19 protein-coding genes are annotated in these 18,705 nt (G+C 71.8%); 7 read left to right on the forward strand and 12 right to left on the reverse strand.

All coding sequences use genetic code 11. The annotated features are described in order from the left end of the window. Nucleotides 1-12: 12 nt before the first annotated feature. From ABR738_RS35120 to ABR738_RS35130, 3 genes are read right to left on the reverse strand one after another with little or no spacing between them, the layout of a single operon-like run. Nucleotides 13-645 carry a class I SAM-dependent methyltransferase gene (locus ABR738_RS35120; protein WP_350234003.1) on the reverse strand — a complete coding sequence of 211 codons (633 nt, stop codon included), beginning with the start codon at nt 643-645 and terminating at the stop codon, nt 13-15. A 27-nt stretch (nt 646-672) separates the two neighbouring features. Beyond that, on the reverse strand, nt 673-1,215 hold the full coding sequence (locus ABR738_RS35125; protein WP_350234004.1) for a DapH/DapD/GlmU-related protein: 543 nt from the start codon (nt 1,213-1,215) through the stop codon (nt 673-675). 58 nt (nt 1,216-1,273) lie between these two features. After that, nucleotides 1,274-2,263 carry a LysR family transcriptional regulator gene (locus tag ABR738_RS35130; RefSeq protein ID WP_350234005.1) on the reverse strand — a complete coding sequence of 330 codons (990 nt, stop codon included), beginning with the start codon at nt 2,261-2,263 and terminating at the stop codon, nt 1,274-1,276. Between the two features lie 343 nt (nt 2,264-2,606). Between ABR738_RS35130 and ABR738_RS35135 the strand changes: the two genes are divergently transcribed. Then, entirely contained in the window at nt 2,607-4,028 is a 1,422-nt protein-coding gene (locus ABR738_RS35135; RefSeq protein WP_350234006.1) for an APC family permease, read from the forward strand. Nucleotides 4,029-4,093: 65 nt separating this feature from the next. Further along, on the forward strand, nt 4,094-5,053 hold the full coding sequence (locus ABR738_RS35140; protein WP_350234007.1) for an SDR family NAD(P)-dependent oxidoreductase: 960 nt from the start codon (nt 4,094-4,096) through the stop codon (nt 5,051-5,053). A gap of 54 nt (nt 5,054-5,107) precedes the next feature. Here the strand turns inward: ABR738_RS35140 and ABR738_RS35145 are convergent, their stop codons facing one another. Next, the gene (locus ABR738_RS35145) at nt 5,108-5,560 is read right to left on the reverse strand and encodes an OsmC family protein (RefSeq protein WP_350234008.1); all 453 of its coding nucleotides are present in this window, start codon (nt 5,558-5,560) and stop codon (nt 5,108-5,110) included. Next, on the reverse strand, nt 5,557-6,495 hold the full coding sequence (locus ABR738_RS35150; protein WP_350234009.1) for an alpha/beta hydrolase: 939 nt from the start codon (nt 6,493-6,495) through the stop codon (nt 5,557-5,559). Before ABR738_RS35150 ends, ABR738_RS35145 begins: the two co-directional genes overlap by 4 nt. Nucleotides 6,496-6,584: 89 nt before the next feature. Here ABR738_RS35150 and ABR738_RS35155 point away from each other — a divergent pair, with 89 nt between their 5' ends. The 4 genes from ABR738_RS35155 (at nt 6,585) to ABR738_RS35170 (ending at nt 9,042) form a co-directional block, all read left to right on the forward strand. After that, nucleotides 6,585-7,061 (forward strand): MarR family winged helix-turn-helix transcriptional regulator, encoded by a 477-nt coding sequence (locus tag ABR738_RS35155; protein WP_350234011.1) that lies wholly within the window; start codon nt 6,585-6,587, stop codon nt 7,059-7,061. A 120-nt stretch (nt 7,062-7,181) separates the two neighbouring features. Beyond that, a complete protein-coding gene (locus ABR738_RS35160; protein ID WP_350234012.1) occupies nt 7,182-7,556 on the forward strand; it encodes a VOC family protein in 375 nt (124 codons plus the stop codon). A gap of 228 nt (nt 7,557-7,784) precedes the next feature. After that, complete coding sequence (locus ABR738_RS35165; protein WP_350234013.1) at nt 7,785-8,021, forward strand: DUF397 domain-containing protein; 237 nt, start codon at nt 7,785-7,787, stop codon at nt 8,019-8,021. An 88-nt stretch (nt 8,022-8,109) separates the two neighbouring features. Further along, the gene (locus ABR738_RS35170; protein ID WP_350234014.1) at nt 8,110-9,042 is read left to right on the forward strand and encodes a helix-turn-helix domain-containing protein; all 933 of its coding nucleotides are present in this window, start codon (nt 8,110-8,112) and stop codon (nt 9,040-9,042) included. Here the strand turns inward: ABR738_RS35170 and ABR738_RS35175 are convergent. The 3 genes from ABR738_RS35175 to ABR738_RS35185 form a co-directional block, all read right to left on the reverse strand. Continuing rightward, nucleotides 9,039-9,866, reverse strand: coding sequence for an SAM-dependent methyltransferase (locus tag ABR738_RS35175; RefSeq protein WP_350234879.1), 828 nt, complete (start codon nt 9,864-9,866; stop codon nt 9,039-9,041). The genes ABR738_RS35170 and ABR738_RS35175 overlap by 4 nt on opposite strands. Before the next feature lie 200 nt (nt 9,867-10,066). Next, nucleotides 10,067-10,585 carry a hypothetical protein gene (locus ABR738_RS35180; protein ID WP_350234015.1) on the reverse strand — a complete coding sequence of 173 codons (519 nt, stop codon included), beginning with the start codon at nt 10,583-10,585 and terminating at the stop codon, nt 10,067-10,069. 110 nt (nt 10,586-10,695) lie between these two features. Beyond that, on the reverse strand, nt 10,696-10,953 hold the full coding sequence (locus ABR738_RS35185; RefSeq protein ID WP_350234017.1) for a hypothetical protein: 258 nt from the start codon (nt 10,951-10,953) through the stop codon (nt 10,696-10,698). A gap of 461 nt (nt 10,954-11,414) precedes the next feature. Here ABR738_RS35185 and ABR738_RS35190 point away from each other — a divergent pair, with 461 nt between their 5' ends. Continuing rightward, entirely contained in the window at nt 11,415-11,768 is a 354-nt protein-coding gene (locus tag ABR738_RS35190) for a VOC family protein (protein ID WP_350234018.1), read from the forward strand. Nucleotides 11,769-11,783: 15 nt separating this feature from the next. On the opposite strand, the gene ABR738_RS35195 is transcribed toward ABR738_RS35190, so the two are convergent. The 4 genes from ABR738_RS35195 to ABR738_RS35210 form a co-directional block, all read right to left on the reverse strand. Beyond that, complete coding sequence (locus tag ABR738_RS35195) at nt 11,784-13,553, reverse strand: FAD-dependent monooxygenase (RefSeq protein ID WP_350234019.1); 1,770 nt, start codon at nt 13,551-13,553, stop codon at nt 11,784-11,786. A 101-nt stretch (nt 13,554-13,654) separates the two neighbouring features. Further along, a complete protein-coding gene (gene meaB, locus ABR738_RS35200; RefSeq protein WP_350234020.1) occupies nt 13,655-14,638 on the reverse strand; it encodes a methylmalonyl Co-A mutase-associated GTPase MeaB in 984 nt (327 codons plus the stop codon). After that, nucleotides 14,635-16,809, reverse strand: a complete 2,175-nt coding sequence (gene scpA, locus ABR738_RS35205) for a methylmalonyl-CoA mutase (RefSeq protein WP_350234021.1) — start codon at nt 16,807-16,809, stop codon at nt 14,635-14,637. Before scpA ends, meaB begins: the two co-directional genes overlap by 4 nt. Then, nucleotides 16,809-18,653 (reverse strand): methylmalonyl-CoA mutase family protein, encoded by a 1,845-nt coding sequence (locus ABR738_RS35210; RefSeq protein ID WP_350234022.1) that lies wholly within the window; start codon nt 18,651-18,653, stop codon nt 16,809-16,811. Before ABR738_RS35210 ends, scpA begins: the two co-directional genes overlap by 1 nt. Nucleotides 18,654-18,705 lie beyond the last annotated feature (52 nt).

Consider the following 18,705-nt stretch of genomic DNA (forward strand, 5'->3'; position numbering starts at 1 on the left):
AAGCCGGGTCCGCTACAGGGAGGTGGAGTCCGCGTCCTTGCGCAGCACCAGATGACTCCACCGGACTCCTGACCGGCCATGGAGATCTTCCCGTTCGCCGAGGTGCACGGGGGTCAGGCCGTGGCGGCGGGCGAGCCGCACGGTCTCGTCCGGCGACACGTCGAACATCCGCCGCCCCGCCGGGACCGGGCCGTGGCGCAGGGTCAGGAACAACTGGCTTTCGGGCGCGCTGAGTTCAGCCACGCTTCTCATCGCCTGCCCGCGTTCCCGCTCGTCCAGATGCATCCAGACGGCGGTGAGGAGTACGACCTCGAAGCGCTCGCGCCGGCCGCGCAACACCCCTAGCTCCGGCAGGGCGTCGTCCACCCACTCGATGGCTTGGCCGGCATGGATGCGCTGCCCCAGGGAGCGGAGCTCGGCCGTCGGTTCGACGGCGACGGCGCGGTGCCCCAGAGCGGCGAGCGCCGCGGCGTCCCGGCCGCTGCCCGCCCCGATGTCCAGGACCGCGCCGGGACGGCCGGGGAGCAGGTGCAGCACCTCGCGGTGAACCTCGTCGAACGACACGCTCTCGTACTGGGCGGCGAGCAGATCGGCCGCTTCGGCGTAACCGGCCGTACCGGGGCGCGACTTGGGGTCAGTGATCATGGTCGCAGGCTACCGGGGGCCGGGCCCTCACCACCGGCGGCGCACGTCGGCCTTGGGGCCGCTGACCAGACTGGCCGCGGGGACGTCATCGGCCACCACCGCGCCGGCGGCGATCACGGCGTCGCGGCCGATGCTGACGCCCGGCAGGATCGTGGCACCGGCGCCGATCCACACGTTCTCCGCCACGTCGATGGGCGCGCCGGTGAGGTAGTGGCGGCGCTCCTCGGGGTCGACGGGATGACCGCTGGTGATGAACGTGACCTTCGGCCCGATCATCACGCGCTCGCCGAGCCGGATCCCGGCGTAGTCCAGGAACGTGCAGTTCTGGTTGATGAACACCCGCTCGGCGATGTCCAGGCGCAGACCGTGGTCGGTGAAGAAGGGGGGATAGATCGTCACCCGGGGCGGCAGCGGCTTACCGAGGATCCGCGCGAAGAGCTCCGCCTTGCCCGCTTCGTCCTCGAAGGGCAGGACATTGAGGCGGGAGGTCAGCTCGGTCACCCGGAGCACCCGGTCGGCCATGGCCTTGAACTCGTCGCTGTGGATGCGCATGAGCCGGTCGCTCGACATGCGGTGAACCTTTCGGTGGAGGGGCAACTGGGCGCGGGGCGCCGCGCGTTGGAGTCCTTCAGAGTCCTCGATGCGGCCTCTGGGAGCCGTCGCCCCGGCCGACGCCACCTTCGTGGTGGCGCGCGGCGGCCCAGGACGGTAGCCAGACCGGATCGGGGAGGGCCGGCAGGCTCCTGAGGTGCGTGATGACGCCCCGGAGCCCGGGGTGGGGATTCGTGCTGGGGAGGAGGAGTGAGAGCGGGTAGGCGAGGGTGGGATTGACGACGGGGATCCGGCGCAGGTCGTAGTGGGTCGGCCAGATGTAGCGGTCGCGCGCGCCGATCAGGGTGGCCACGTCGCCGGAGTCCGCGAGGGTGTCCAGGAGCACTTCGTCTCCGAAGTGCGGGCCGGCCGCGTCGATGCGCAGGTCGAAGGCGGTGGCGAGCTCGTCGTAGAACTCCGACCACTCGCTGCCCGGTGCGATGCCGGGCACCCAGATCCGGTGCCCACGCAGGTGTCGTGGTGTCACTGCGCGCGCCGAGGCGAGCGGGTGGGCCGGGCCGACCAGGAGTTCCAAGGGGGCGTCGAAGGCGGGGACCATCCGCACGCCGGGCGGCAGCGTCGCCGGGTCGGTGACGGTACGGAACGAGGCGTCGACGTCGCCCGACTCGACGGCGGCGACCGCCACGCGCGGGTCGTCGACCCTGAGGGTCACCACATCGAGATCGACTCCGGGGTGGGACCGCCAGTAGTCGTGCAGCGTCACGGCCTGGGCGCTGCGCAGGCCGAGTACGTCGATCCGGAGCGCCCGCGAGCCCGGCCTGACCGCGTTGACGGCGCGCTCGACACTCGCCACGATGCTCCGGGCATGGGGCAGGAACGCCTGGCCGTCCAGCGTCAGCTCGACGCCGCGCGTGGTCCGCGAGAAGAGGCGTACGTCGAGCGAACGCTCCAGGGCGGCGATGCGCTTGGAGACCGCCTGCTGCGTCACGCCCAGCTCGTCCGCCGCGTGCCGGAACTGCCCGAGCTCGGCCGCCCGGACGAACGATCGCAATGCCTCCGTGTCCATCGGGCCATCGTAGGGACGCCCAACCGATGGTTGTCGTGACCGCAAAGACGGGTTGTGCGGATGGCCGGCAGGAGGGCGGCTTGCCCTACGTCCCCGGAAGCCATCCACACCACTGGTTGTCCAGCCGCGACCTCATCTGCACGCGCCCTGGGCGACAACTGGCGCAAGTGCAGCCACACGCTCGGGGGACGTTGGCGTGGTGTGCCCCGGTTTGGCGCGCGGCCATCGCGGTCACACGGGGAGGGCGACGCGCCCGGTCCGTGGCGGATGGGCCGCGTCCGCAGGCGCGCGTCCCCTGCCGCCTACCGTCACCGGACACCGCACGAAGGAAGCCGAGTCCCCCATGAGCACGCAGAGAACCCAGACGGTGCCAGCCGCGCCCGACGCCCCCGGCACGCTCAAGCGAGCCCTCGGCACACCCCTGCTGTACTTCTTCATCCTGGGCGACGTCCTGGGCGCCGGTGTCTACGTCCTCATCGGGCAGGTGGCGGCCAAGTCCGGCGGCGCCGTGTGGGTGCCGCTCGCCGTGGCCCTCGGCCTGGCGCTGCTGACCGCGGCCTCGTACGCCGAGCTCGCCACGAAATACGCCCGGGCCGGCGGAGCCTCGTACTACGCGACCCTCGCCTATGGGCCGTTCGTGGGGTTCTTCACCGGGTTCTGCATGCTGGCGGCCGGCATCGTCTCCGTCGCGGCCCTCGCGCGGGGGTTCGGCGGCACCTACCTCACCGCCTTCGTGCACCTGCCCGTAGCCCTGGTCGCGGTCCTCTTCCTCGCGGCCCTCGCCCTGCTCAACGCGCGGGGCATCAGCGAGTCCACCCGCGCCAACGTGGTGGCCACGGTCATCGAGACGAGTGGGCTGCTCCTGATCATCGGACTCGGTGTCTGGCTCGTCGTACGCGGCGACGGCGACCCGGGCCGGCTGCTGCGGCTCGGTACCCCCGAGCACGGTCCGGTGGCCGCCGCGCTCAGCGGCGCGGTGCTGGCCTACTACTCCTTCGTGGGGTTCGAGACGTCCGTCAACGTGGCGGAGGAGACGCGCAATCCCCGCCGCGCCTACCCGCGAGCCCTGTTCGGCGCCCTCGGCACGGCCGGGCTCGTCTACGCGGCGGTGGGCGCGGCCGCCTCCGCCGCCGTGCCCACCGGCGTCCTGGCCCGCTCCGACGGCCCCCTCCTGGAAGTCGTCCGCGCGGCGGGCGCGGTGCCCGAGTGGCTGTTCTCGGCGATCGCCCTGGTCGCGGTCGCGAACGGCGCGCTGCTCACCGGCATCATGTGCTCACGCCTCGCGTTCGGCATGGCGCGCGAGCGCTTGCTGCCGGCGTTCCTGACCCGTGTGCTGCCCCGGCGCCGCACGCCCTGGGCCGCCATCGCCACCACCACGGCGCTGTCCCTGCTGCTCGCGCTCACCGGCGACATCGAGACGCTGGCGGCGACCCTGGTCCTGCTCCTGCTCGTCGTGTTCTTCACGGTCAACACGGCCGTCCTGGTGCTGCGACGGCGTGCCGACAGCGGCAATCCGGACCACTTCCGCGCCCCGGCGGTCATACCGGTGCTCGGCGCGCTGTCCTGCGTCCTGCTGGCCACCCAGGTGGACGGCGCGGTGTGGCTGCGCGGCCTGGCCCTGCTGGCGGTGGGCGCGGTCCTCGGGCTCGTCTCCACCGCCGCGTCGCGGCGCACCCGCGCGGCCACCACGGCCCCCGTGCCGCCTCGCCCCGTACAGGAGAACGCCGGCGACGCCGACCCGAATGATCCGCGACGCCTCGTGTAGGAACGCCCAGGGCGGGAACCGGGAGGGCGGCGGTACCCCACGCCCACACCCCCGGGAGCAGCACCATGAACCCTCGACGTGATCGTTTCGAAGGCCGCACCGCACTCGTCACCGGTTCCTCGCGCGGCCTCGGGCTCCTCATCGCCCGTGAGCTGGCCGCGCGCGGCTGCCGCGTGATGCTCTGCGCCCGGGGAGCCGAGGGCCTGGCCCTGGCGGAACGCAAGCTGCGGGCCGTGGGCGCCGATGTGGCCTCGGTTGCCTGCGACATCACCGACGAGGACGCGCCTCAACAGCTGCTCGACGCCGTCCACGAACGGTTCGGTCCGCTGGACATCCTGGTGAACAGCGCCGGCATCATCCAGGTGGGTCCGATGGAGACCTTCGAGGAGGCGGACTTCCGCGAGGCGATGGAGACGATGCTCTTCTCCCCTCTGCGGCTCACCCTGGCGGCCCTGCCCGATCTGCGCGCGAGCGCGCAGGGCACGCTGGTGACCATCTCCTCGGTCGGCGGCCGCATCCCGGCGCCGCACCTGCTGCCGTACGTCACCGCCAAGTTCGCCGCCGCCGGCTTCTCCCAGGGGCTGCGGGCCGAGCTCACGGGCTCGGGCGTCAGCGTGACCACGGTGTTCCCGGGTCTGATGCGGACCGGCTCGCACACCGCCGCCCGCTTCCACGGCCGCCCGGGCGCGGAGTACGGCTGGTTCGGCGCGGCCGCCACCATGCCGCTGTTGTCGATGGACGCCGGGCGCGCGGCCAGGGCCGTGGTGCGCGCCGCCGAGCGCGGCCGGCCCGAACTCGTCCTCACCCCGGCCGCCAAGATCGGCGTACGCCTTCAGGGTCTGGCGCCCGCCTCCATGGCCCGGCTCCTGTCGCTCTCGGACCGCGCGCTGCCCGGCCCGGGGGAGCGGCCGCGCCGTGACGTGCGGGGAGCCGAAGCGGCCGCGCAGTCGAGGCTGCCGCGCTGGGTCACCACCCTCGGCGACCGCGCCGGCCGCCGCCTGGGCGAGCCGAGGCCCCACAACTGACCGGCGACCTGGCCCCAACTTCCGTGCTCTGCCCATGACTTCGAAAAGTCCGCGTCAGGTCTCCCGCGCGGGGTCGGTCACGGCCACGCTGACCGGTGTGCCCGCCTCGATGGTGCGGCTGACCGTGCAGAGCCGGTCGTGCGAGGTCTTCACGGCCCGGGGCAGGATCGCCCGGGCGCGGTCTCCCAGGGCTCCGTCCGGGAACGCGGCGGTGAAGGCGACCGCGAGGTCCGACAGCCGGTTGCCGCTCTCGTCCTCGATCTTGGTCGCGGTCACCGCGATGGTGAACACCGTGGGATCCGTATGGCGGCTCGTGGCGACCTCCACGTCGGCCGCCGTGCAGCCGCCGATCGCCGCGAGGAAGAGCTCGACCGGCGTGAAGTCGGTGTCCGGGCCCGAGCCGGTGCCGGTGGCGAAGGTCAGTGTGCCCCCACGGGCATTGGTCGCGGTGAACCGGCCGGGTCCGGCACGTTCGATGGTGACGGAGCGCAGTGCGTTGTCGGTCATGGCGACGACGGTAGCGCCACGCCCCGTGAACCGTCCCCTGCCACGCGTAGGCGCTGGCCGAGGAAGAGCGCGGCGCGGTCCAGTGCCTCGTCGGCCTCCTCCAGGGCGCCGGTGAACGCCTGGAACACATGGGGTACGTCGGCGGTGATGTCCAGGATGACGTCCACACCCGCGTCCCGTGCGCGGGTGGCCATGCGGGTGGAGTCGTCCAGGAGCATTTCATGGGTGCCCGCTTGCAGGAGCATCGCGGGGAGCCCGGTCAGGTCGCCGAGGACGGCGGGGCTGAGCAACGGCTGGCGGGGGTCCTGCCCCGCGAGGTACAGGGACCCGGTGCGGTCGAGACCCGCGCGGGTGAGGAACGGGTCGAGATCCGCCTTGGTGTCCATGCTCGCCCCCGTACGAGTCATGTCGAGCCCGGCCGAGAACGCCGCGATCGCGGCGGGCAGGGGCAGGCCCGCGTCACGCGCGGCGAGGCAGGTGGTGATGGTCAGTCCGCCGCCCGCGGAGTCCCCGGCGAACGCGATCGCCGAAGGGTCCTCGCCGCTGTCCAGGAGCGCGCGGTAGGCGCTCACCCCGTCCTCGATCGCGGCCGGGAAGGGGTGCTCGGGGGCGAGCCGGTAGTCGAGTGAGAGTGCCCTGACCCCGGTTCTGACCACCAGGTTCCCTGTCAGCGACATCGCCGTTTGGGGGGAGCCGGCCACGAAGGAGCCGCCGTGGAAGTAGAGGATCGTTCCGGGCCGCGCCGCGCGGTCCGGCTCGACGAGCAGCGCGGGCCGCTCGCCGAGCCTCGTGGGCCGGGTGCGGATCCCGTCCGGGACGGTCATCCGGGCCATCAGCGCCCTGAAGGAGGCGCGAAGGTCCTCGATCGAACGGGGCTGCTCGCCCCCGGGGTGTCGGACCAACTCGTCGATTCGCGCGCGTTGTTGTCTGCTCATGATCGCCTCCGGAGTATCCACATGCCACTCGCATGCCATTCGCATGCCGAGGAAGTATCTGCCTAGGAATGTAAGCTAAGATATATGCCATGGCAACCAAGTCACGTGACGGCCGGGTCGACCTCCCGGGTTTCTTCGCCGACCTCGTCCGCTGCGAGACGCGCCTCTACAACGCGCTCAACGACCGCCTGCGGGACCGGCACGGGATCGTCACCTCGCAGTACGAGTTCCTCAGCTTCCTGCGCGCCCACCCCGGGTCGCGGGTGGCGGAACTCGCCGCCGAGTTCGCCATCGGGATCGGCGCCACGAGCAAGGGCGCCGACCGCCTGGCGAAACAGGGGTGGGTCGTGCGGCGCCCGCACCCGTCGGACCGCCGCTCCTCCCTCCTGGACCTGACGGACGACGGCCTGCGACTGGTCGAGGCGGCGCAGGCCACCTTCGACCGGACGCTGGCCGAGCTGACCGCCGGCGCGCTGGACGGCCCCGACGGTCAGGCCGCCGCGCGGGCCGTCGCGCACCTGCGCTCCGCACTCGAACGCGACCAGGTCGGCCTGCCCACCGGGTGAGTCGCCCTGCCTGCCGTCGCCCGCCGTCTGGGGGGCGCGCGCATTCCCCCGGCGGTGACGGGTACGACCCCTCCCGTACGGGGCCGCGCGGAAGCGGGCCATGAGTGAAGGGTGTCGGACATGATTCGCAAGCTCCAGGCCGTCGCGTTGGACTGCGCCGATCCGGTACGGCTGGCGGAGTTCTACGCGGAGTTGCTGGGCGGCCACGTGGTCGAGGACCCCACGGACCCCGGCTGGGTCGAGGTGCGCGGGTTCGAGGGCACGCCGCTCGCCTGCCAGCGCGTCGACGGATACCGGGCGCCCGCGTGGCCCGGTCAGCAGCGACCGCAGCAGATGCACCTCGACTTCGACGTGGACGACCTCGACGTCGAGGAGAAGCGGGCGCTTGCCCTCGGCGCGACCCTGCTGGAACGGACGGATCAGTCCCGCCCCGAGGCCAACTGGCGGGTCTACGCCGACCCGGCGGGCCACCCGTTCTGCCTCTGCGTCCACTGAACGCGCACCGCGGCGTCGAGGGACGCTGAAACCTTTGCGAGGGACGGGAATTGCCCACTTTCGAGGGACAGCGTGGTCCGGCGCGGGCTCGCTACCATCGGCGGCACTCCTGGAGGCCGTGAAATTTCAGCGGCCAAGGCTCGCTTTCGCCGCCGGCTCCGGGGGGCTTTTCCGGGCGCGGCGCCGATCCGGGCTCCGCGCAGTTCAAGCGACGGAAGGTGACAGCTGATGGCGGACTACGACAACGGTGTACGGGCGGACGCGATCGAGAACGCGGTGTGGATGAAGGCGACCGCGAGCGACGCCTACAACGATTGCGTCGAAATTGCGCGGTTACCCGAGGGCGAGGTGGCGCTGCGCAACTCCCGCTTCCCTGCGGGGCCGGCGTTGATCTTCACCTCCTCCGAGCTGGCGGCCTTCCTCGACGGCGCGCGCAAGGGCGAGTTCGACCAGATGGTTGGCTGAAAGACCTGGCTGAGGGTTGTGATGGCCACCCCGGTTCCTCAGGATGGGCACGCACCGGCGACGGTCGCCGTGCGTGGGAGGAATCAGGGTGGCCGCACGCGTTCTTTCTCCGGTCCCGGACGAGGAACCGGACAGCCAGGACTTCGGCGCGGCGCCGCCCGCGCGCGTACTGGGTCTGAAGCTGCGGGCGATGCGGATCGCGGCCAACCAGCGCGGCAAGGACGTGGTGGCCGCAGGGGTGATCAGCTCCACGTCGATGCTCAGCCGGTACGAGACGGGCAACCGGGCCGCGCGGCCCGATCTGCGGACGGTGGTGCGGCTCGCGGAGTTCTACGGCCGAGGCGACGAGGAGTCGCTGCGGACGCTGACCCGCCTCTTCGACGACGCGAACAAGCGCCGGTGGTGGACCGACTACAGCGACGTGGTGGACACGTCCCTGGACGAGCTCATGACCGTCGAGAGCGCCGCCAAGGAGATCCGTACGTACTCCGGCTCGCTGGTGCCCGGCCTGTTGCAGACCTCCGACTACGCGCACGCCATCATGCAGGTCCCCTACATGGGCAAGCCCGACAACCCGGCGATCAAGCGCCGCTGGGAGGTGCGCCGCAGGCGCCAGCAGGTGTTGGAGGCGCCCGACGCGCCGGACTACTCGGCGGTGATCGCCGAGGCGGCGCTGCGTACGTGGGTGGGCGGCCGCAAGGTGATGCGCGGCCAGCTGCGGCACTTGTTCAACCTCGCCGAGAACCGCGACCGCGTGCACATCCGGATCTTCACGGACCGGGCGTGGGAGAAGGCGTGCCCGCTGACCACCTCGATGACCGTCTTCAAGTTCGCCGCGCCCGGCGAGGCGGACATGGTGTACCGGGAAGGCATGAACAGTGGCGGGGCCTGGCTGAGCGACACCGCCGATGTCGATCTGCATGCCGCGTCCATGCTGGAGCTGATCCAGCACAGTCTCGGCAAGGAGGAGACGCTGGCCCTGCTGGACCGGCTCATCACCGCGTTCGCGGACGAGGACTAGAGTTTCGCGCCCCGGACCACCTTGCCGACGCCGCCGTACTCGATCCACTCCTGCGTGGCCTGACGCGGTGCGATGTCGGTGTCCGGATACCAGGTGGAGACCTCGACGGGTCCGTCGGCCTTGTGCAGGACGAGACCGTCGAAGTAGCGCCTGACCTCCGCCGAAGAACGCACGCGCCCCCAGGTGCCACCGGTCGTCTCGCGCATGAACTCCGTGATACTTTCGCGCAGTTGGGCGTCGTCGCTGGTGAGCTGGGAGATGACCAGAAAGCTGCCGTCGGGCAGGCGGTCGGCCACGTCCTTCACGAGCTGCCAGGGATCGTCGCCGTCGGGTACGCAGTGAAGGACCGACACGAACAGGGCCGCGACCGGTTCGCCGTCATCCAGCAGCCGGCGCACCTCGGGGCGCGCGAAGTTGCCCTCCACGTCTCGCATGTCGGCTTCGATCGCGGCGGTGGTCTTCATGTCCTCGGCGAGCATGAGCCGGCCATGGGCATGCACCAAGGGGTCGTTGTCGAGGTAGACGACCTGGGCGCCGGGCTGGGACTCCTGGGCGACCTGATGGACGTTGGGCCGGGTCGGCAGGCCCGAGCCGTGGTCGAGGAAGCGACGGATGCCGCACTCCTGGGCGAGGTAGCGCACCGAGCGGGCCAGGAACGCCCGGTTGATCAGGGCGAGTTCCCGGGTGCTCGGCGCCAGTTCCAACAGGGTCCGGCATGCGGCCCGGTCCGAGGCGTAGTTGTCGGTCCCGTTGATGAGGAAGTCGTACATGCGCGCCACGCTGGGCGTGCTGACGTCGATGGAAATGATGCTCTCCCAATGCAGGCGCGGCCACGGCCAACGGGGTTGCGAAGACCGCTGGTTGACGGGAGAGATGCTAGGAGCGGCGCCGGACGCCGACCAGTCCGCTCAGGGGTGACGGGCCGCGCGGGGAAGTATTCCGGACGCCGTACGTCACGACGCGGACGCGGCCGGTGGCCGACCGGCCGGCAGCGGTCAGTCCCTGACGCGCGCTTCCCAGCGCCTCACTCATCCGGTATGAGGATCCCGGTCGGAGAGGCGAGGAGGCGGATCGCGCCGCCGAGGCGGACGGTGAACTCCGCTACGCCCATCCCCATGACCGCCGCCGCCTCGGCCACGGGCAGGCCGAGACGGTAGCGCAGCACGAACATGTCGGCCTCGCGCGGTCGCAACAGCCCCAGCAGGTACGGTCTTTGGGATCGGGCGGCTATGCGTGCGGTGACCAGCGACCAGCACGCGGCGGCGGGTGACGCCTCCCGCAGGACGAGATGCCATTGGGAGGCGACGCTCTCCAGGGCGGACCGGACGGTGAGCTCCGCCGCCTCCACGCTGTCCAGGCGCACCCGTGCGTAGCGGACATAGACCTCGCCGTAACGCGTGCGGAACGCCTCGAAGACGATCTCGGGGGCGCTCGCCGCCAGGGGCGTCGCACTCCTGCGGGCCGGACGGAAAGCGGTCGTGCCGGGAGCGCGGCGCGGGAGGGCGCGGCGCGGGGCAGGGTGGGGTAAGTGGCCCGATGGCACCGGGACTCCTCGCGGCGGGGGCGCACACCGCGTCCGCCGGAAAGCGGGCGGACGGTCCGCGCACAATGACCGAAAACCGTGGGGGTGAAACCGCGCCAACTGCGGCCGCCTTAAAGGCGGGTGACGCGCAGGTAGGTGACCATCGTCCGGTCCGCCCACGCCATCGGCGCGGCCATCATCAGGGCCTCGGGCGGCAGCCCTCTCCACACCACGCCCGCCACGGTCGCGGTCACGAGCACCGAGGCCCACCGGGCGGTGACGGCGAGGATGGCGACCACGGCACTCTGGGCGATCACATGCAGCGGAATGCTGAGGCCGGGCCGCTCCGGAAGCAGTATGGCGAGCTTCCGGTAGACGCGTTCGAGCACGGTGTCCTCCTGGAGATGGATGCGTGGGGACCGGACGCGTCAGGGCTTCGATTCGGGCGGGCTGTCCCCGACAGCCTTTCGGAGCCCTTACTCATGTCCGGGGCCCGAACACAATCAGCACGGTGCGCGCCCCGCAAACCCCGGGAAATCCCTGAAAGCGGACGGGAATTCCGCTGCCCGCTCTGTCCCACCGCGCTGCGGCGCCACACAGTTGTCATCGCCGGACAAGGAGCGACCGGAGCGGTCAGGAGCGGGCATGACCGTTCAGGGCGGAGTGAGTTGAGCGGCGGCGAGACCGGGGGCATGCGCGAGCCGGTCCTCGAATCGGCGCCCCCCTGCAACCCGAACGTATGAACATGGGAACAACGTCACCAATGTCGTCCGCAATTTCACGCTGGGCCCAGGGGGCGCGCCGGATAGCGTGGGGCGTCCGCATGTTCCCCCGGCGCAGGGAGTGGCCCATGTACGTCCGCCGGATCGTCCCCAACTTCCAGTCCGAGGGTGAGGCTCTGGCCGAGAGCTCGGACTTCTACGGTGCGCTCGGCTTCGAGGAGGTCATGAATCACGGCTGGATCGTCACGCTCGCCTCCCGGGACAACCCCGCCGTGCAGCTGAGCCTGATGAGCAAGGACCTCACGGCTCCGGTCGCGCCCGATGTGAGCATCGAGGTCGAGGACGTGGACGCGGTCCACCGGGCGATGGTGGAGCGCGGCGCCGAGATCGTCCACCCCCTGACGGACGAGGAGTGGGGCGTGCGCCGCTTCTTCGTGCGCGACCCGAACGGCCGCGTGATCAACGTGCTCAGCCACCCGTGAGGGACGGCCGCGCGCTCAGGCGGCCATCGAAAGGGCCGTGAGGTAGTCGCGCAATGCTGCCCCGGCCCCGGACAGCGGGAACCGGGCGCCCAGCTGACCGTCCGGACGGATGACGAATCCGGTCGGCCCCCCGGGACGGTACAGCCGTGCGAACTCACCGGCGGTGTCCAGGTAGCCGGGGACCGGCAGGCGGGAGAGCTCGGACAGGGCCGAAACGGCGCCGGACACGGACGGGTCCGCCTCCCGGGTGACGATGGCGACGGTCCGCGTCGGCCGCGCCGCGGGGGATGCCGGGGCGGCCGGCAGGAGACCCGAGGCCGCGACCGCTCCGGCCGCCGCGGCCGCGGCGGCCGCGTCGTCCGGGTCGCTCAAGTAGAGCAGCACCACGTGGCCCGGGCACCCGCGCAGGACGTCGAGCAAGCGCATCTCGTAGGCGGCCAGGGGCGGCGCGGTGAGCCCGGCGCAGTCCGGGGCGCGGTCGCCGGGCTGGGGCGCGTCGGCCGGTCCGTAGGGACGCGTGGCCAGCGGCCCCTGGCGGTAGCCGACGAGCAGCTGGGCCTCGCGCAGGATCAGGGTGTGCGGATCGTCGCCCGTGCCCAGTTGTGAGCCGTCCGAGGAGTGCCGGACGGTGGTCCGCCCCACGACCTCCTCGCCGACCGGGCGGCGCTCGGCGTCGTAGGTCGCGAGCAGGGCCGGGGCCGCCGCGCGGTGGACGACCAGCGCGAGCTTCCAGGCCAGGTTGCAGGCGTCCTGGATGCCGGTGTTCATGCCCTGGGCGCCGGTGGGCGGATGGATGTGCGCCGCGTCCCCCGCCACGAAGACCCGCCCCTCGCCATAGCGGTCGACGATCCGGTGGCTGATGCGGAAGACCGAGGACCATCGCAGGGCGGAAAGAGCCGCCCCGGTCGGCACGAGGCGGTCGACCACGGCCTGGATGTCGGACAGCGCAGGGACCCTGCTTCCGCCCAGCCCGTGCGCCACTTGGCCGGCGTCGTCCGTCCCGGCCGCGCCCCGAGCCGCCCCCGGCGGGTCCTGGTCCGGCCGGGGGCGGCCGGCCGGCCCGGTGGTGCGGCCGGGAGGAGCCAGCATCGACAGGCGGTAGCGGTTCGCGCCGGGCAACGGCACGCACACCAACGCGTCGTCGATGGAGCCGCCCTCGGCGCGGTGCGTGGAGCGGACACTGAAGCCGGGCGGCATCTCCCAGTCCACCTCGACGTCGGCCAGCATGTACTCCTGGGGGAGGGCCGCCCCCTCGAAAGAGAGCCCGAGCCCCTTGCGGACGGTGCTGTGCGCGCCGTCGCAGCCGACGAGGTGTCCCACCCTGACCTCCTCCTCGTCCCCGGATGCGGTGGTCAGGCACGCAGTCACTCCGTCCGGGTCCTGACAGAAGGACGTGAGTTCGGTGCCCCGTTCGACGGCTACGCCAAGGCCCGCCAGATACTCCTCAAGGAGGCGTTCGGTCTCGTACTGGGGCAACGCGGCGAACCCGTACGGCACTTCGGGCGGCAGGACGAGGTCGAGGCGCGGCTGCGCGACACCATTGACGTACGCCAGCTGCCCCCGCAACGGAACCGCTGTCTCCAGGATGTCGCGGACCAGGCCCATCCGGTCCCACAGCTCCAGGGTGCGTGGCTGGATGCCCACGGCCTTGGCGTAGGGCAGCCGGGCCGGCAGCCGGTCGATGACGCGGCCACGCACCCCGTGCCGGGCGAGTTCGGCGGCCGCGCTCAGACCGACCGGCCCCGCGCCCACGATCAGCACGTCGGCGGTGTCAGTGTGTGCCACGGGTGCCTCCCGGTCTAGGGTCCGCGGACGCGCTCCGCCTCCCATTGTCGCCCCGGCCCGCGCGAGCGGCGAGCGGGACCGGACCCGGTGGCTCCCGGCCCTCAGCTCCCGGTCCCGCCGAACGTCTCCAGGATCTGCTCTGCGGCGAGCGTGGCCGTCAACTCCCCCTCCCTGACCCGCTGTTCGAGCGTCGGCGTCAGGGCGCGGACACCGGGGTCGGAGCGCAGCCGGGCGAGGAGTTCTTCGCGCACCATCGTCCACGTCCAGTCGACCTGCTGGTCGCGCCGCTTCGCGGCGAGCCGGCCGGTGGATTCGAGCAGGCCCCGGTGGTGTTCAAGGCGTTCCCAGACCGCGTCGAGTCCTTTCGACTCCCGGGCGCTGCAACTCAGGACGGGCGGCGTCCAGAACGCGTCCTTGCCGTGCATCAGACGCAGCGCGCCCGCCAGCTCCCGCGCGGCGGACCGCGCGTCCTGCTCGTGCGGCCCGTCCGCCTTGTTGACGGCGATCACGTCGGCGAGTTCGAGGACGCCCTTCTTGATGCCCTGGAGCTGATCACCGGTGCGGGCAAGCGTCAGAAGCAGGAAGGAGTCGACCATGTTGGCGACCGCCGTCTCCGACTGGCCGACGCCGACCGTCTCCACCAGGACGACGTCGTAACCCGCCGCCTCCATCACCACGATCGACTCGCGCGTCGCCTTGGCGACCCCGCCGAGCGTGCCGGCGGTGGGGGAGGGGCGTACGAACGCCGCCGGGTCGACGGCCAGGCGCTCCATCCGGGTCTTGTCACCCAGGATCGAACCCCCCGTACGGCTGGAGGAGGGGTCCACCGCGAGCACCGCCACCCGGTGACCGGCCGAGGTCAGCCGGGTGCCGAACGCGTCGATGAACGTCGACTTGCCGACACCGGGCACGCCGCTCACACCGATCCGACGCGCCTTGCCGCTGTGCGGCAGGAGCGTGGTCAGCAACTCCTGGGCCGGCGCCCGGTGACGGGGGTGGGTGGACTCGACGAGCGTGATGGCGCGCGCGACGATCGCGCGCTTCCCGTCGAGGACCCCTTTCACATAGGCGTCGACATCGATCACAGCTCGTGCCCGAGGTCGGCGGCCAGGCGACGCACCAGGTCGTGCGCCGCGTCGGGGATCACCGTCCCGGGCGGGAACACGGCGGCGGCGCCCATGTCCAGCAGCGTCGGCACGTCCTGCGGCGGGATCACACCGCCCACCACGATCATGATGTCCTCGCGGCCCTCCTCGGCAAGCTGCTCGCGCAGGGCCGGTACGAGGGTGAGGTGCCCGGCGGCCAGCGAGGAGACACCGACGATGTGCACGTCCGCCTCGACGGCCTGGCGGGCGACCTCGGCGGGCGTCTGGAACAGCGGGCCGACGTCCACGTCGAATCCGAGGTCGGCGAAGGCGGTGGCGATCACCTTCTGACCCCGGTCGTGACCGTCCTGGCCCATCTTGGCGACCAGGATGCGCGGGCGGCGCCCCTCGGCCTCCTCGAACGCGGACACCAGAACGCGGGTGCGCTCCACGGAGGGGGACTGTCCTGCTTCGTTGCGGTACACACCGGAAATCGTACGGATCTGGCTCGCGTGCCGGCCGTACACCTTCTCCAGTGCGTCGGAGATCTCACCGACGGTCGCCTTGGCGCGGGCCGCGTTCACGGCCAGCTCCAGGAGGTTGCCCTCGCCGCCGGCCGCGCGGGTCAGCGCGTCCAGCGCGTCCTGGCAGGCCCGCCCGTCGCGTTCGGCGCGCAGGCGGCGCAGCTTGTCGATCTGCTGGGCGCGCACGGAGGAGTTGTCGACGGCCCGCACGTCGATCTGCTCGTCGCTCTCCACGCGGTACTTGTTGACGCCGATGACCGGCTGACGACCGGAGTCGATACGGGCCTGGGTGCGCGCCGCCGCCTCCTCGATACGCAGCTTGGGGATCCCGGCGTCGATGGCCTTGGCCATGCCGCCGGCCCGCTCGACCTCCTGGATGTGCTGCCAGGCACGGCGCGCGAGGTCGTGGGTCAGCTTCTCGACGTAGGCACTGCCGCCCCAGGGATCGATGACCCGCGTCGTGCCCGACTCCTGCTGGAGCAGCAGCTGGGTGTTGCGGGCGATGCGCGCCGAGAAGTCGGTGGGCAGCGCGAGCGCTTCGTCGAGGGCGTTGGTGTGCAGCGACTGGGTGTGGCCCTGCGTCGCCGCCATCGCCTCCACACACGTACGCGTCACGTTGTTGAACACGTCCTGCGCGGTCAGCGACCAGCCCGAGGTCTGTGAATGGGTGCGCAGGGAAAGCGACTTGGTGTTCTGCGGGTCGAACTGCTTGACCAGTTTCGCCCACAGGAGCCTGGCCGCGCGCAGCTTGGCGATCTCCATGAAGAAGTTCATGCCGATCGCCCAGAAGAAGGAGAGCCGGGGCGCGAACGCGTCCACGTCCAGGCCGGCCTCGCGCCCGGCGCGAATGTACTCCACGCCGTCGGCGAGGGTGTACGCGAGCTCCAGGTCGGCTGTGGCACCGGCCTCTTGGATGTGGTAACCCGAGATGGAGATCGAGTTGTAGCGCGGCATCCGCTGCGAGGTGTAGGCGAAGATGTCGGAGATGATCCGCATCGACGGCTTCGGCGGATAGATGTAGGTGTTGCGGACCATGAACTCCTTGAGGATGTCGTTCTGGATGGTCCCCGCCAGCTTCTCGGCCGGCACACCCTGCTCCTCCGCCGCCACGATGTACAGCGCGAGCACCGGCAGTACGGCGCCGTTCATCGTCATCGACACGGTCATCCTGTCCAGCGGAATGCCGTCGAAGAGCTGGCGCATGTCATAGATGGAGTCGATCGCCACGCCCGCCATGCCGACGTCACCGGTCACCCGGGGGTGGTCGCTGTCGTACCCGCGGTGGGTGGGCAGGTCGAACGCGACCGACAGGCCCTTCTGGCCGGCCGCGAGGTTGCGGCGGTAGAAGGCGTTGGACTCCTCGGCCGTGGAGAAACCCGCGTACTGACGGATCGTCCAGGGCTGGTTGACGTACATCGTCGGGTACGGGCCGCGCAGATACGGGGCGATGCCCGGGTAGGTGTCGAGGAAGTCGAGGCCTTCCAGGTCATGGCCGGTGTACAGCGACTTGACCGCGATGCCCTCCGGGGTCTCCCACAGCGGCGCGGCGCCGCCGGCCGCCGCCCGGGCGGCGTCGTGCCACGCTTCGGCGCCACCGTCGGCCGACGGGCTCCCCAGCTCGATTCCGGAGAAGTCGGGGATTCCCATCAGGACACTCCCATGCGGTCGAGGGTGGCGGTGAGTACGGCGACGGCGTCGCAGCCAGCGAAGACGTAGGAGTCCACACCGGTCAGCTGCCCGGGGCGCCCGGCGAGGAAGACGTGGCGCGCGCCGGCGTCGGCGAGCGAGCGGGCGGCGTCCTCGGCCTGCTCCTCGTACACCGCGTCGCTGGAGCACAGACAGGCCTCCGTGGCGCCGCTGTCCTCGAAGGTGCCCTCGGTGACGGCCTCGATGCCGCCCGCCTGGAACAGGTTGGCCGCGAACGTGGCGCGCCCGGTGTGGGCGGCGGCGGGGCCGAGCGTGGCCAGGAAGATCCGGGGCCGGGACCCGGTCGCCGCGAGGTGGGCGTCCGAGCGGGCGCGCAGCGCCTCGTACGCCTCGTCGCGCCGCACCCGGGGCAGTCCGCCGGACGGGCGCGCGGGCTGAGGCTCGCGCTCCACCGGGCGCTCGTCCAGGTGCGGGAACTCGCTGACCCCGGTGATCGGTTCGCGGCGCTCGGCCAGGCGCGTGCCGCGCTCGCGCCAGGTGGCGGCCAGGTCCGCGCCGAGCTCGCCCGAGCGCAGTGCCGCCCCGAGGCCGCCGAGCCCTTCGAGGCGGCGGAAGAACTCCCAGCCCGCGTGGGCGAGTTCATCGGTCAGGCGCTCCACGTACCAGGAGCCGCCCGCCGGGTCGATCACCCGGGACAGATGCGACTCCTCGATCAGGATCGTCGAGGTGTTGCGGGCGATGCGCCGGGCGAAGGCGTCCGGAAGGCCGAGCGCGTGGTCGAAGGGCAGCACCGTGACGGCGTCGGCGCCGCCCACTCCGGCCGCGAGGGTGGCGAGCGTGGTGCGCAGCATGTTCACCCACGGGTCGCGGCGCGTCATCATCACGGGAGAGGTCACGGCGTGCTGCCGCTGCGCCCCCGCCCCCGGCGCCCCGCAGACCTCGGCGACCCGCGCCCACAGCCGGCGCGCCGCCCTCAGCTTGGCGATCGTCAGGAACTGGTCGGCGCTCGCGGCGTACCGGAACTCCAGCTGCCCGCACGCCTGTTGGACGCTCAGTCCGGCGTCGGTCAGCTCGCGCAGATAGGCGACGCCGGCCGAAAGGGAGGCGCCCAGTTCCTGCGCGGCCGAACCGCCGGCCTCGTGGTGGGGCAGCGCGTCCACGGTCAGCGCCCGCAGGCCCGGGTACCGCTCGGCGCAGCGCAGGGCGAGCGACGCGGTGGGCGCGAAGTCCAACTCCTCGCCCGTACGCGCCTGGTGGCCCAGTGGGTCGGCGCCGAGGTTGCCGCGCGCCGCGTCCTTGGCGAGGCCCCGCTCCTCGTACAGTCGCAGCAACTCCCCTGCGGCGGCCTCGACATCGCGGCCCGCGTCGAGCACGACGGGCGCCAGGTCGAGATGGACGCCGTCGAGGACCCGGCCGAGCGAGGACACGGGGAAGCCGCCCTCGCCGAGCACCAGCCACAGCGAGGTGACGCCGTTCTCCAGATCCGCGAGCACGGTGGGGCCGTCGCCGACCGTGTGCTGCTGGCGTACGTCCCAGCCGCTCGCCGTGTTGCCCTCGGGCCTGCTCCCTCGTACGAAGGGAGCGAACCCGGGAAAGCCGGGAGACCCGGGGAGACCGGAGAGGCCGGGGGAGACAGCGTCGGGCGCGGTGGTGTGCGCGGTGTACAGGGGACGGGTGCGCAACCCGTCCTCCAGCGCGGTGGACAGGGCGTCCTCCGCTGCCTCGCCGGAGGCTTCCTTGCCCGACTTGCGCAGGACACCAGCCACGAGGCTGTGCCACTGCTCAAGGGTCGCGTCAGGGAACTCGGCGGCCAGAGAGAGCCCGTCGTCAGGCAGGACCGTCATGCTCGGATGCTAGGGCAGTTCCACAAAGGAGCAGCAGAGGCATCGGCTGTGA

Source organism: Streptomyces sp. Edi4, from assembly GCF_040253615.1.
Lineage (GTDB): Bacteria > Actinomycetota > Actinomycetes > Streptomycetales > Streptomycetaceae > Streptomyces.